The organism is Streptomyces violaceus (genome assembly GCF_036014075.1).
In the GTDB taxonomy this organism is placed as follows: Bacteria; Actinomycetota; Actinomycetes; order Streptomycetales; family Streptomycetaceae; genus Streptomyces; species Streptomyces violaceus.
In genome coordinates, this window is record NZ_CP107911.1 from 5704045 (window position 1) to 5717084 (window position 13040).

The following is a 13040-nucleotide window of genomic DNA, read 5'->3' on the forward strand; positions in this document are numbered from 1 at the left end:
CACTGCGGGCACGGCCGACAGCCGCTTGGCTGGAATCAAGCTTAGGCTAGCCTAACCTTACACAGTGTCCAGGGGCCCCTGGGGTCAGTGCCCGGGCCCGAGGGTGGGAATGCGAAAGGGCGCAGTGATCCGGATCACTGCGCCCGTATGCGGGCCTCGGCCGCTCGCTCAGCCTGCCAGCCCCAACTCCCGGGCGATCAGCATGCGTTGCACCTCGCTCGTGCCCTCGCCGATTTCGAGGATCTTGGAGTCGCGCCACATGCGGGCCACCGGGTACTCGTTCATGAAGCCGTAGCCGCCGTGGATCTGGGTGGCCTCGCGGGCGTTGTCGACGGCCACCGTGGAGGAGTAGAGCTTGGCCAGGGCCGCTTCCTTCTTGAAGGGGTCGCCCGCGACCAGGCGGGCCGCCGCGTCGCGCCAGGCGAGGCGGGACGTGTGGGCCTTCATCTCCATGTCCGCGATCTTGAACTGGATGGCCTGGTTGGCGGCGATCGGCTTGCCGAAGGCGTGGCGTTCCTGGGCGTACTTGACCGACTCGTCGACGCAGCCCTGCGCCAGGCCCGTCCCCAGGGCCGCGATCGCGATGCGGCCCTCGTCGAGGATGCGGAGGAACTGGGCGTAGCCGCGGCCCTCCTCGCCCAGAAGGTTCGCGGCCGGGACTCGGACGTCCGAGAAGGACAACTCGCGGGTGTCCGAGGCGTTCCAGCCGACCTTCGAGTACGGGGCCGCGACCGCGAAGCCGGGGGTGCCGGACGGGACGATGATCGAGGAGATGTGGGGCTTGCCATCCGGGGTGCGGCCGGTGACCGCCGTGACCGTCACCAACCCGGTGATGTCCGTGCCCGAGTTGGTGATGAAGCACTTCGTGCCGTTGATGACCCACTCGTTCGCCGACTCGTCCAGACGCGCCGTCGTGCGGGTCGCGCCCGCGTCGCTGCCGCCGTCCGGTTCCGTCAGGCCGAACGCGCCCAGGAGTTCTCCCGAGCAGAGGCGGGGGAGCCACTCGCGCTTCTGGGCCTCCGTGCCGTAGCGGTAGATCGGCATCGCGCCCAGTGAGACCCCGGCTTCGAGCGTGATGGCTACCGAGGAGTCGACCCTCGCCAGCTCCTCCAGGGCCACGCCCAGCGCCAGATAGTCGCCGCCCATGCCGCCGTACTCCTCGGGGAACGGCAGGCCGAACAGGCCCATACGGCCCATCTCGCGGACGATCTCGTACGGGAACTCGTGCCGCTCGTAGAAGTCGCCGATCTTCGGTGCCACCACCTCGTGCGCGAACTCCTCGACCGTGCGGCGGAGTTCCTCCAGTTCGGGGGAGAGTCGGTAGTCCATCGTGATCAGTGCTCCTCGGTGTCCTCGTGGGACAGGGCTCGGACGGTGCGGGACGGGCTGGGTCGGCCCAGGTGGGTGGCCATCCACGCGCTCGTGGCGACGAGGCGGCCGAGGTCGATTCCGGTGTCGATGCCGAGGCCCCGCAGCATCCACACGAGGTCTTCGGTGGCCAGGTTGCCGGTCGCCGACTTCGCGTACGGGCAGCCGCCCAGGCCGCCCGCGGAGGCGTCGACCGTCGTCACGCCCTGCTGGAGCGCCGCGAGCGTGTTGGCGAGGGCCTGGCCGTAGGTGTCGTGGAAGTGGACGGCGAGGGTGGTGGGCGGGATGCCCGCCTCGTCCAGCGCCGCGAGGAGCGCGACCACGTGGCCCGGGGTCGCGACGCCGATGGTGTCGCCCAGGCTCAGCTCGTCGCAGCCCATGTCCACCAGGGCCCTGCAGACCTTCACCACCTGGGGGATCGGGACCTCGCCCTCCCAGGGGTCGCCGAAGCACATGGAGAGGTAGCCGCGGACATGGGCCCCCTCCGCCTTGGCACGGGTGACGACCGGGTCGAACATCGCCAGTGCCTCGTCCACCGTGCGGTTGAGGTTGGCCTTGGCGAAGGACTCCGTGGCGCTGGCGAAGACCGCGACCCGCCGGGCGCCCAGTGCCAGGGCGCGGTCCAGGCCGCGTTCGTTCGGGACCAGGACCGGGAGGGCGGCGTGGAGGTCGCCGACCATCGGGAACAGCTGCTCCGCGTCCGCCAGTTGGGGGACCCACTTGGGGTGGACGAAGCTCGTCGCCTCGATGGTCGACAGGCCCGCGGCGGCCAGGCGGTGGATGAACTCCGCCTTGATCTCCGTGGGGACCGTCGCCTTCTCGTTCTGCAGGCCGTCGCGGGCGCCGACCTCGTGGATGCGGACGCGGGAGGGGAGGTCCTCGGCCGGGACCGTCATCGGGAGACCGTGGGCTGTCACTGCTCCGCCTCCTCGTGGGGTGCGATGACCGCGAGGACCTGGTCCATGGCGACCGTCGAGCCCGGCGCCACGTCCAGCTCCGTGACCTTGCCGGCGTGCGGGGCGGAGATGACGTGCTCCATCTTCATCGCCTCCACGACCAGCAGGCTCTGGCCCGCGGTCACCTCGTCGCCGACGGCGACCTTCACCACCGTCACCGTGCCGGGCATGGGCGCGGTGAGGGAGTCGGCGCCCGCGTGGGCCGCGCGGCTGAGCGACGCCGCCACCGGGTCGTGGTCGCGTACGTGCCAGGCGTCGCCGTCGCGGCCGAGCCAGTCGGCGGCGCGGTGGAAGGTGTGGCGGACGCCGTCCAGCGTGACCGCGACCCGGTCGCCGGTGACCGCGGCGGTGCCACGGGGGGTGTACTCCAGTGGGTCCTGGACGCGGAGCGGGAAGGCGGGGGGTTTCCGGGCCCCGCCGAGTCGCCAGCCGGTGGGGAGGGAGAAGGGGTCCGTCCAGCCGCCTGGTTCGGGCGTCAGGGCGTCCAGGCGTACGGCCGCCGCCGCCTCGTAGACCTCCTCCGGCACGTCCGTGGGGATCAGCCCCTCGACCTCGCGCTCGACCAGGCCGGTGTCCAGGTCGCCCGCGATCACCGCCGGGTGGGCGAGCAGGCGGCGCAGGAACCCGGCGTTCGTCTGCACGCCGAGCGTGACCGTCTCCGCCAGGGCCGAGCGGAGTTTGCGCAGGGCGGTCGCGCGGTCGGGGCCGTACGCGATGACCTTGGAGAGCATCGGGTCGTAGAGGCTGCCGACCTCCGTGCCCTCGGTGAGGCCCGAGTCGGTGCGGATGCCGTCGCCTTGCGGTTCGCGCAGTCGCAGGACCGTGCCGCCGGAGGGGAGGAAGCCGCGGGCCGGGTCCTCGGCGCAGATGCGGGCCTCCACCGCGTGGCCCGTCAGGCGTACGTCCTGCTGGGCGAAGCCCAAGGGCTCGCCGGCCGCCACCCGCAGTTGCCACTCGACCAGGTCCAGGCCGGTGATCAGCTCTGTGACCGGGTGTTCCACCTGGAGGCGGGTGTTCATCTCCATGAAGTAGTACGAGGACGGATCACTGCCGTTGACGATGAACTCCACCGTGCCCGCGCCCCGGTAGCCGCAGGAACGGGCCGCCTGGACCGCCGCCTCGCCCATCGCGGCACGCGTCTCCTCGTCGAGAAGGACGCTCGGCGCCTCCTCGATGATCTTCTGGTGGCGGCGCTGGAGGGAGCACTCGCGCTCCCCGAGGTGCACGACATGGCCGTGGGCGTCGGCCAGGACCTGGATCTCGATGTGGCGGGGCCGGTCGATCCAGCGCTCCACGAGGAGCGTGTCGTCGCCGAAGGAGGCACGGGCCTCACGGCGGGCCGACGCGATCTCCTCCTCGAGCCGGGTCAGATCCCGCACCAGCCGCATGCCCTTGCCGCCGCCGCCCGCGCTCGGCTTCAGCAGCACGGGCGCGCCCAGCTCGCGGGCCGCCTCGGCCAGGTCCGGGTCGCGTCCGCCGGGGACCACGGGGACTCCGGCCGCCTGGACCGTCTCCTTGGCGCGGATCTTGTCGCCCATGAGCGAGATCGCGTCCGCCGGAGGGCCGATGAAGACCAGGCCGGCCTCCGCACACGCGTGCGCGAAGGCGGCGTTCTCGGCGAGGAAGCCGTAGCCGGGATGGACGGCCTGGGCGCCCGTGCGGGCGGCGGCCTCCAGGAGGCGCTCCGCCGACAGGTAGCTCTCGGACGCCGGGGCCGGTCCGATCCGGACCGCCGTGTCCGCCTCGCGGACGTGCCGGGCGTCGGCGTCCGAGTCGGAGAAGACGGCCACCGAGCGCACGCCCATCGACCGCAGCGTCCGGATGACGCGTACGGCGATCTCGCCCCGGTTGGCCACAAGCACTGTCTCGAACATCGTCGTCCGTCCCCTCACATCCGGAAGACGCCGAACTGGGGGTCACCCAGGGGCGCGTTGGCGCACGCGGTCAGGGCCAGGCCCAGGACCTGACGGGTGTCCAGCGGGTCGATCACGCCGTCGTCCCAGAGGCGGGCCGTCGCGTAGTAGGCGCTGCCCTGACGCTCGTACTGGGCGCGGATCGGGGCCTTGAAGGCGTCCTCGTCCGCCGCCGGCCAGGACTCGCCGCGCGCCTCCAGCTGGTCCCGCTTGACGGTCGCGAGGACCGAGGCGGCCTGTTCGCCGCCCATGACGGAGATCTTGGCGTTCGGCCACATCCACAGGAAGCGGGGGGAGTACGCCCTGCCGCACATCGAGTAGTTCCCCGCGCCGTAGGAGCCGCCCACGACGACCGTCAGCTTCGGTACGCGGGTGCAGGCCACCGCCGTGACCATCTTGGCGCCGTGCTTGGCGATGCCGCCCGCCTCGTAGTCCTTGCCGACCATGAAGCCGGAGATGTTCTGGAGGAAGACGAGGGGGATGCCGCGCTGGTCGCACAGCTCGATGAAGTGGGCGCCCTTCTGGGCGGACTCGGAGAACAGGATGCCGTTGTTGGCGACGATGCCCACCGGGTGACCGTGGATCCGGGCGAAGCCGGTGACCAGGGTCTGGCCGAACTCGGACTTGAACTCGGCGAAACGGGAGCCGTCGACGACCCGGGCGATGATCTCGCGTACGTCGTAGGGGGTGCGGGAGTCGACCGGGACCGCGCCGTAGAGGCTGTGCGGGTCGACCTTGGGTTCCGTCGCCTCCGTGACCTCCCAGGGGAGCGTCCCGCGCGCGGGGAGGGTGGAGACGATGGTGCGGACGATGCGCAGGGCGTGCGCGTCGTTCTCGGCGAGGTGGTCGGTGACGCCCGAGACGCGGGAGTGGACCTCGCCGCCGCCCAGCTCCTCCGCCGTGACGACCTCGCCGGTGGCCGCCTTCACCAAAGGCGGGCCGCCCAGGAAGATCGTGCCCTGGTCGCGGACGATCACCGCCTCGTCGCTCATCGCCGGGACGTACGCCCCGCCGGCCGTGCAGGAGCCGAGGACGGCGGCGATCTGGGGGATGCCGGCGCCGGACATGCGGGCCTGGTTGTAGAAGATCCGGCCGAAGTGGTCGCGGTCCGGGAAGACCTCGTCCTGCATCGGGAGGAAGGCGCCGCCGGAGTCCACGAGGTAGACACAGGGGAGGCGGTTGTCGAGGGCCACCTCCTGGGCGCGGAGGTGCTTCTTGACCGTCATCGGGTAGTACGTGCCGCCCTTGACCGTGGCGTCGTTGGCGATGATCACGGTTTCGCGGCCGCTGACCCGGCCGATGCCGGCGATGACGCCTGCGGCCGGGGCCTGGTCCTCGTACATCCCGTCGGCCGCGAGCGGGGCCAGCTCCAGGAACGGTGAGCCCGGGTCGAGGAGGGTGTCGACGCGGTCGCGGGGGAGCAGCTTGCCGCGCGCGGTGTGGCGGGCGCGGGACTTCTCGCCGCCGCCCTGGGCGGCTGTGGCCAGCTTGGCGCGCAGCTCGTCGGCGAGGGTGCGGTGTGCCTCCTCGTTGGCCCGAAAGGGCTCCGACGCGGGGTCCGCCGCGGTCGTGAGCTCCGGTGCCTCGTGCATCCTGCGGGTCCCCTCACCTTGTTAATGAGCGTTAACGCATTTCCTTCAGGTTAACGACCGCTAACCTCCCTGTCTAGAATTGTTTTCATGGCAACCAGGACCGACGCACCCACCCGCCGTGAGCAGATCCTCAAGGAGGCCGCCCGGCTGTTCGCCGAGCGGGGCTTCCATGGGGTCGGAGTCGACGAGATAGGTGCCGCGGTGGGGATCAGCGGGCCCGGCCTGTACCGGCACTTCGCGGGCAAGGACGCGATGCTCGCGGAGCTGCTGGTGGGGATCAGCGGGCAGTTGCTGACCGGGGCGAAGCGGCGGTTGTCGGAGGCTGAGGCGGACGGGGGTGTGGGGGCGGGGGTGGTCCTCGACTCGCTGATCGAGGGGCATATCGACTTCGCGCTCGACGACCGTCCACTGATCACCCTGCATGACCGGGAGCTGGATCGCCTCCGGGACAGTGACCGGAAGATGGTGCGGCAGCTCCAGCGGCAGTATGTGGAGCTGTGGGTGGGGGTGGTGCGGGAGGTGTATCCCGGGCTGGGGGAGCCCGCCGCACGGTCGGCCGTGCATTCGGTGTTCGGGTTGCTGAACTCGACGCCGCATCTGGGGAGGGCCGGGGCGTTGGCCGGGCGGGGGGCTGTGGCGGAGCTGCTGCATCGGATGGCGCGGGGGGCGTTCGCGGCGGCGGGGGAGTAGCGCCCTGCGCCCCCAAGGCGCTCCCGTCCGTCAGCGTGACGAGCGTTACCCCGTCCCCACCCTGGACGCTTGTTGATACTCGCCGGTATCTTTGAGTGAGCAAGCGCTTAGACATACCGAGGTCCGTGGAGGTGGCGGCGTGCGCCGTACGGTGTTCAACGAGGATCACGAGGCGTTCCGGGAGACCATCCGCGCCTTCATCGAGGCCGAGGTCGTACCCGTGTACGACGAGTGGTTCGCTGCCGGCCAGGCGCCGCGCGACTTCTACCACAAGCTCGGTGAGCTGGGGATCTTCGGCATCAACGTGCCGGAGGAGTTCGGCGGTGCGGGCCTGGAGAGCCACAAGTTCGAGGCCGTCCTCTACGAGGAGACCTCTCGCGCGGGCGTCCAGTTCGGCGGCTCCGGCGTGCACGTGCTGCTCGCCCTGCCCTACATCAAGATGCTCGCCACCGACGAGCAGAAGAAGCGGTTCCTGCCCAAGTTCGTCTCCGGCGAGGAGATGTGGGCCATCGCGATGACCGAGCCGGGCACCGGCTCCGACCTCGCGGGCATGAAGAGCACCGCCAAGCTGAGCGAGGACGGCACCCACTACGTCCTCAACGGCGCCAAGACCTTCATCACCGGCGGCGTGCACGCCGACCGGGTGATCGTCTGCGCCCGCACCTCCGCCCCGACCGCCGACGACCGCCGCCACGGCATCTCCCTCTTCGCCGTGGACACCAAGTCCGAGGGCTACTCCGTCGGCCGCAAGCTCGACAAGCTCGGCCTCAAGACCTCCGACACCGCCGAGCTGGCGTTCGTCGACGTCAAGGTGCCCGTCGAGGACCTCCTCGGCGAGGAGAACAAGGGCTTCTACTACCTCGGCCACAATCTCGCGTCCGAGCGCTGGGGCATCGCCTTCGGCGCCTACGCCCAGGCCAAGGCCGCCGTGCGGTTCGCCAAGCAGTACGTCCAGGACCGCACCGTCTTCGGCAAGCCGGTCGCCCACTTCCAGAACACCAAGTTCGAGCTGGCCGCCTGCCAGGCCGAGGTGGACGCGGCCGAGGCCGTCGCCGACCGTGCGACCGAGGCGCTGGACGCCGGTGAGCTGACGCCCGCCGAGGCCGCCTCCGCGAAGCTGTTCTGCACCGAGGTCGCCCACCGCGTCATCGACCGCTGCCTCCAGCTGCACGGCGGCTACGGCTACATGAACGAGTACCCGATCGCCCGCCTGTACGCGGACAACCGCGTCAACCGCATCTACGGCGGCACCAGCGAGATCATGAAGTCGATCATCGCGAAGGACATGGGCCTGTAAACCGACTGTCGTCATCGGCCGGTACAACAGTTCTCATGAGCCAGGCACTTCAGGATCTCCTCGATCTGCTCGATCTCGAGCAGATCGAGGAGAACATTTTCCGCGGCCGGTCCCGGTCCGCCGTCGTCCCGCGGGTCTTCGGCGGGCAGGTCGCCGCGCAGGCGCTCGTCGCCGCCGGGCGGACGGTCCCCGAGGACCGGCCCGCTCACTCACTGCACGCGTACTTCCTGCGCCCCGGGGATCCCGGCGCGCCCATCGTCTACACCGTCGACCGGATCCGCGACGGCCGCTCCTTCACCACCCGCCGGGTGGTCGCCGTCCAGCACGGCAAGCCGATCTTCCATCTCTCGGCGTCGTTCCAGGTGTACGAGGACGGGCTGGACCATCAGGAGCCGATGCCGGCCTCGCCCGATCCCGCCACGCTGCCCACCGGGGAGGAACGGCTGCGCGGATACGGCCATATCGACCCGGCGGTGGTGGAGAAGTTCGCGGAGGCACGGGCCGCCGTCGATCTGCGGTACGTCGAGGAGCCGCCGTACGGGAAGTTCGGCGAGCCGCGTGAGCCGCACTCGCAGGTGTGGTTCCGGACCAACGGCAAGCTGGGCGGCGCGGTCGACCAACCGCTGCTGCACATCGTCCTCGCCACCTACGTCTCCGACATGACACTGCTCGACTCCGTGCTGCTCGCGCACGGGCGCGGCGGCTGGGCCGTCGGTGACGTGGTGGGGGCCTCGCTGGACCACGCGATGTGGTTCCACCGGCCGTTCCGGGCCGACGAGTGGCTGCTGTACGACCAGGAGTCCCCGTCCGCGTACGGCGGCCGGGGACTGGGACAGGCGCGTATCTACACGCAGGACGGGCGCCTCGCCATCTCCGTGATCCAGGAGGGCGTGGTCCGCGTCCCGCGCGATCAGGGCGCTCAGGCCCCGTCGTCTAGCTGAGGCCCGCCTCCGCCAGCAGGTAAGCCGTCATCGGGTCGTAGTGGCGCGGGCTGACCACGTGGTCGTCGAGGGGCACCGTCACCTGCACGGTGCCCTCGGCCTCGGCGATGAAGAGGGCCGGGTCGTTGCAGTCGGCGTAGCCGACGGAGTCGACGCCGTGCTGTCCCGCGTATCCCGCCCAGCCGTGGTCGGCGACGACCAGGTCGGGCAGGGGGCGGCCCTCCCGCTCCATGGCCGTCAGGATCGCCTTCATCGGCTCGCCCGAGTGGGTGTGCCAGAGGGTGGCGCCGTGCTCCAGCACCGCCACGTCCGCGAACTGCATGACGTAGCCCTCCTCCGTCGTCAGCCCTTCCGGGATGACGACGATCTCGCAGCCCGCCGCGCGCAGGGCGGAAGCGGTCGCGTGGTGCACGTCGAGCAGGCCGCCGGGGTGGCCGGTGGCGAACAGCACCCGCTGCTGCCCGTCCGCCGCCTTGCGCAGCCGCCCGGCCATGCGCTCGAGCCCGGCGACGGTCAGCTCCGGGTCGATGGTGTCCTGGCCGTACCGGTGCTCGGGATCGTCGTTCACGCCCACCCGTTCCGCCATCACCGCGAGGACGTCCTGCTCGTCGGTCCAGCGGGCGCCGAGTTCCAGGCCGAGCCAGTAGTGGCGGTCGTTGTTCGCCAGCTTGCGGTAATGGGAGAGGTTGTTCTCGCGGGGGGTGGCGACTTCGCCCGCGATGCGCGTCCTGACGAGGTGGTCGACGAGTTCGGCGCGGCTGGGTGTCCCGGGTATCGGCATGACAACCATTGTGGAGCAGCCGCCTGTGGGCGTCCCTGGCGTATCGAACGCTGGGATGTGCGTCACGTACTCAGGAGGGCCCCGCTCACATACTCAGATGTGCCGTAGCGCGAACCAGAGTTCCATGCGTACGTCCGGGTCCTCGAGGTCCGTCCCCAGCAGCGTCGCGCACCGCGTGATGCGCTGCCGCACGGTGTTGCGGTGCACGGACAGGGCGACGGCCGTGCGGTCCCAACTGCCGTGCAGGGACAGCCAGGTGCGCAGGGTCTCGGTGAGCGCGGGGTGTGCCGTGACGGGGGCGAGGAGGGTGCGGGCATGGGCCGCCGCCTCGCCGGGCGGGACCAGGTCGGCGAGGGCCGGGCGCGGGCCGTGCCGGAGCAGCGGGGTGCGGGTGGCGCGGGCCCGGGCCAGGGCGCGGGCCGCCTGGGTGTCGGCGGCGGGCCAGTCGTGCGGGGCGACGGCGGCGCTGACGCCCAGGGTCCAGCCGGGCAGCGGGTCCGGTGCCCGGTCGGCCGGGACTAGGACCCGTACGACGTCGCCCGCCGGGTCGACCAGGGCGGAGCCGAGCGCGGCGCCCAGCGCGGAGGCCGCGACGGCGTCCGGAGCGCCCGCACCGTCCGGCCGGGCCCGCACGACGACCCACCGCTCACCGCCGAGCAGCGGCGCGACCTCCTCGGGCGGCGCGCCCAGCAGCAGCCGCACCAGCGCCGAGGAACGGGCGGCACCGGTGCCGCTCTGCTGCTCGCCGGTGAGGAGGGAGAGGAGCACGGCGGCGACGGAGACGACGGTGTGGTCCCCCGGCGCGCGCTGCGGGGTCGCGACCCCGAGCACGAAGCCGTGCCCGGCGCCGAGGGCGTAGGCGGCGAGGTGGAGGCCGGCGGTGGTGTCGGTGGCGGAGGTGGGGGCGGGGCGGCTGCCGGGAGAAGACACGGGGAGCTGGGGTGCGGGCGAGTGCCCGGCGCCGATCCGGCGGCTGCCCGGCGGCTGAGGCCGGCGGCCCGCCTCCGGGGCAGCGCCACGCGGCCGCGCCCCTCCGGCTTCGGCGACCCTGCCCGGGCGTCCGGGTTCGGCGGGGCTGTTCGGGCGTTCGCCTTCGGGGGCGCTCTCTGCGGGCCCGCCCGGCTGCGCCGCCCCGCCCGCCCGCGAAGTCTCGGCCGGAGTTCGCGCGCTCGCCGTGGGCGCAGATCCCCCTTGCCCCCCGGAGCCACTCGCCGGCCGCACCACCCTCGCCAAGGCCGCCAGCGCCGACGCCACCTCCTCCCCGGGCCTCCGCCCCGCCCCCGCGATCTCCGCCCCCTCCGGCCCGTACAGCACCGCCCACCCGCCCAGCCGCTGCGCGAGCTGGCGGAGGACCGACGGGACCGGGTCGGGGCGGGAGGCGGCGGAGGCGAGGCTCTGCTGGGCCTCCGTGACGCGGCGGAGTTCGGCCAGGCGGGCCTGGGCCATCAGCTGCCAGACCGCGCGGGCCACGCCCGAGAAGGTGGTCTGGGGCGGCACCTCCAGCAGCGGCAGGCCGTGTGTCTCGCAGGCCGCGACCAGCGCCCTCGGCACCGTGTCGTGCACCGGCGCAACCCCGAAGCCGAGGGCCGCGCCGCCCGCCGCCACGATCCGGGACACGTAGTCGTCGAAGTAGGTCCCTGAGCCCGCCGCCTCCGGGATGTGCACGCCCGCCGTGAGCAGCAGCTCCCCGCCGAGCAGATACGGATACGGGTCCGCCATCTCCGAGGTGTGCACCCAGTGGACGACGGCGTCGGCGTCCACCGGACCGGCGATCCGGCGCAGGGAGAGGTCCTCTCGGGCCAGGAGGGACGTGAGGAGGACGGGAGGTGTCGGGGGGACCGCCGGGTCCGGCATGGTGTGCGTTCCCTCCAGCCAAGGCCGCTCGAATAGATGAAACGTACACTTCGCAGTCGCTTTCCGGCCACCTAGTGTCAGTGCTCGTCAACCTCGTCCCCCGCGACCGAGCCCTGCGCCCTGTGCGTGCGCGAAGGAGGCCCCATGGCCGTCGACTACCTCGTGATCGTCGTCTACCTGGCCGGAATGCTGGCCATGGGCTGGTGGGGCATGCGCCGCGCCCGGTCCAAGAGCGAGTTCCTGGTGGCGGGCCGCCGGCTCGGCCCGGCCATGTACTCCGGCACCATGGCGGCGATCGTCCTCGGCGGCGCCTCCACCATCGGCGGTGTGGGGCTCGGCTACCAGTACGGCCTGTCCGGCGCCTGGATGGTCTTCACCATCGGCCTCGGCCTGCTCGCCCTGTCGGTCTTCTTCTCCGCCCGCATCGCCCGGCTGAAGGTCTACACCGTCTCCGAGATGCTCGACCTGCGCTACGGCGGCCGGGCCGGAGTGATCTCCGGTGTCGTCATGTGGGCGTACACCCTCATGCTCGCGGTGACCTCGACCATCGCGTACGCCACGATCTTCGACGTCCTGTTCGACATGAACCGCACGCTCGCGATCGTCCTCGGCGGCTCGATCGTCGTCGCGTACTCCACCCTGGGCGGGATGTGGTCGATCACCCTGACGGACATGGTGCAGTTCGTCGTGAAGACCATCGGCGTGCTGCTCCTGCTGCTGCCGATCGCCGTGGTGAAGGCCGGCGGGTTCAGCGAGATGAAGGACCGACTGCCCACCGAGTACTTCGACCCCCTCGGCATCGGCGGCGAGACGATCTTCACCTACGTGCTGATCTACACCTTCGGCATGCTCATCGGGCAGGACATCTGGCAACGTGTCTTCACCGCCCGCAGCGACACGACCGCCAAGTGGGGCGGGACCGTCGCCGGTACCTACTGCCTCGCGTACGCCCTCGCCGGAGCCGTCATCGGTACCGCGGCCAAGGTGCTGTACCCGAAGCTCGGCAGCCCGGACGACGCCTTCGCGACCATCGTGAAGGAGGAACTGCCCGTCGGAGTGCGGGGATTGGTGCTGGCCGCCGCCCTCGCCGCCGTGATGTCGACGTCCTCTGGCGCGCTGATCGCCTGCGCCACCGTCGCCAACAACGACATCTGGTCCCGGCTGCGGGGCATCGTCAAGGCACCGGCCGAAGACTCGGCGGATCATGACGAGGTGAAGGGCAACCGCGTCTTCATCCTGATCATGGGCATCGCGGTCATCTGCACGGCCATCGCGATCGACAACGTGGTGGAGGCGCTGACCGTCGCGTACAACCTCCTCGTCGGCGGTCTGCTCGTGCCGATCCTCGGCGGGCTGGTGTGGAAGCGGGGCACGGTCCACGGCGCTCTCGCCTCGGTCGTGGTCGGCGGACTCGCGGTCGTCGTCCTGATGGCGACGTACGGCATCCTCGCCAACGAGCCCGTCTACTACGGGCTGCTGGCCTCGCTCGCCGCCTATCTGGTCGTCTCCTTCGCCACCCCGGCCACCGACGCCGCCGTCCTCGCCGCCTGGCGCGAGCGGCTCGCGGGACGGTCTCCCGAACTCGCGTCCGAACCGGTCGCGGCTCCCCGGTAAGGTCATAAGGCAAGCAGTACATACGCGATGAAGC

The 13040-nt window shown here is 71.5% G+C and carries 10 protein-coding genes; 4 read left to right on the forward strand and 6 right to left on the reverse strand.

The genetic code is table 11. The annotated features are described in order from the left end of the window. Window positions 1-168 precede the first annotated feature (168 nt). From OG542_RS25805 to OG542_RS25820, 4 genes are read right to left on the reverse strand one after another with little or no spacing between them, the layout of a single operon-like run. Window positions 169-1329, reverse strand: a complete 1161-nt coding sequence (locus OG542_RS25805) for an acyl-CoA dehydrogenase family protein (protein ID WP_311125853.1) — start codon at window positions 1327-1329, stop codon at window positions 169-171. 5 nt (window positions 1330-1334) lie between these two features. After that, on the reverse strand, window positions 1335-2264 hold the full coding sequence (locus OG542_RS25810) for a hydroxymethylglutaryl-CoA lyase (protein ID WP_328418109.1): 930 nt from the start codon (window positions 2262-2264) through the stop codon (window positions 1335-1337). A 17-nt stretch (window positions 2265-2281) separates the two neighbouring features. Further along, complete coding sequence (locus tag OG542_RS25815) at window positions 2282-4198, reverse strand: acetyl/propionyl/methylcrotonyl-CoA carboxylase subunit alpha (RefSeq protein ID WP_328413828.1); 1917 nt, start codon at window positions 4196-4198, stop codon at window positions 2282-2284. A gap of 14 nt (window positions 4199-4212) precedes the next feature. Further along, a complete protein-coding gene (locus tag OG542_RS25820) occupies window positions 4213-5829 on the reverse strand; it encodes a carboxyl transferase domain-containing protein (protein ID WP_328413829.1) in 1617 nt (538 codons plus the stop codon). Between the two features lie 87 nt (window positions 5830-5916). Between OG542_RS25820 and OG542_RS25825 the strand changes: the two genes are divergently transcribed. From OG542_RS25825 to OG542_RS25835, 3 genes are all read left to right on the forward strand, one after another. Then, complete coding sequence (locus tag OG542_RS25825) at window positions 5917-6519, forward strand: SACE_7040 family transcriptional regulator (protein WP_193478224.1); 603 nt, start codon at window positions 5917-5919, stop codon at window positions 6517-6519. A 139-nt stretch (window positions 6520-6658) separates the two neighbouring features. After that, a complete protein-coding gene (locus OG542_RS25830) occupies window positions 6659-7816 on the forward strand; it encodes an acyl-CoA dehydrogenase family protein (protein WP_328413830.1) in 1158 nt (385 codons plus the stop codon). A 35-nt stretch (window positions 7817-7851) separates the two neighbouring features. Further along, window positions 7852-8757: an acyl-CoA thioesterase gene (locus OG542_RS25835; RefSeq protein WP_328413831.1), complete on the forward strand. Its 906-nt coding sequence runs from the start codon at window positions 7852-7854 to the stop codon at window positions 8755-8757. Here the strand turns inward: OG542_RS25835 and OG542_RS25840 are convergent. Both OG542_RS25840 and OG542_RS25845 read right to left on the reverse strand, forming a co-directional pair. After that, entirely contained in the window at window positions 8750-9538 is a 789-nt protein-coding gene (locus OG542_RS25840) for a phosphatase (RefSeq protein ID WP_328413832.1), read from the reverse strand. The genes OG542_RS25835 and OG542_RS25840 overlap by 8 nt on opposite strands. Before the next feature lie 93 nt (window positions 9539-9631). Then, window positions 9632-11392, reverse strand: a complete 1761-nt coding sequence (locus tag OG542_RS25845; protein ID WP_328413833.1) for a PucR family transcriptional regulator ligand-binding domain-containing protein — start codon at window positions 11390-11392, stop codon at window positions 9632-9634. Window positions 11393-11536: 144 nt separating this feature from the next. Here OG542_RS25845 and OG542_RS25850 point away from each other — a divergent pair, with 144 nt between their 5' ends. Further along, window positions 11537-13006 (forward strand): sodium:solute symporter family protein, encoded by a 1470-nt coding sequence (locus OG542_RS25850; RefSeq protein ID WP_328413834.1) that lies wholly within the window; start codon window positions 11537-11539, stop codon window positions 13004-13006. Window positions 13007-13040: the final 34 nt, after the last annotated feature.

Coding starts and splice junctions, on each gene's coding strand:
- OG542_RS25805 (WP_311125853.1), bottom strand. CDS start 1,329: ATGGACTACCGACTCTCCCCCGAACTGGAGGAACTCCGCCGCACGGTC.
- OG542_RS25810 (WP_328418109.1), bottom strand. CDS start 2,264: ATGACGGTCCCGGCCGAGGACCTCCCCTCCCGCGTCCGCATCCACGAG.
- OG542_RS25815 (WP_328413828.1), bottom strand. CDS start 4,198: ATGTTCGAGACAGTGCTTGTGGCCAACCGGGGCGAGATCGCCGTACGC.
- OG542_RS25820 (WP_328413829.1), bottom strand. CDS start 5,829: ATGCACGAGGCACCGGAGCTCACGACCGCGGCGGACCCCGCGTCGGAG.
- OG542_RS25825 (WP_193478224.1), top strand. CDS start 5,917: ATGGCAACCAGGACCGACGCACCCACCCGCCGTGAGCAGATCCTCAAG.
- OG542_RS25835 (WP_328413831.1), top strand. CDS start 7,852: ATGAGCCAGGCACTTCAGGATCTCCTCGATCTGCTCGATCTCGAGCAG.
- OG542_RS25840 (WP_328413832.1), bottom strand. CDS start 9,538: ATGCCGATACCCGGGACACCCAGCCGCGCCGAACTCGTCGACCACCTC.
- OG542_RS25845 (WP_328413833.1), bottom strand. CDS start 11,392: ATGCCGGACCCGGCGGTCCCCCCGACACCTCCCGTCCTCCTCACGTCC.
- OG542_RS25850 (WP_328413834.1), top strand. CDS start 11,537: ATGGCCGTCGACTACCTCGTGATCGTCGTCTACCTGGCCGGAATGCTG.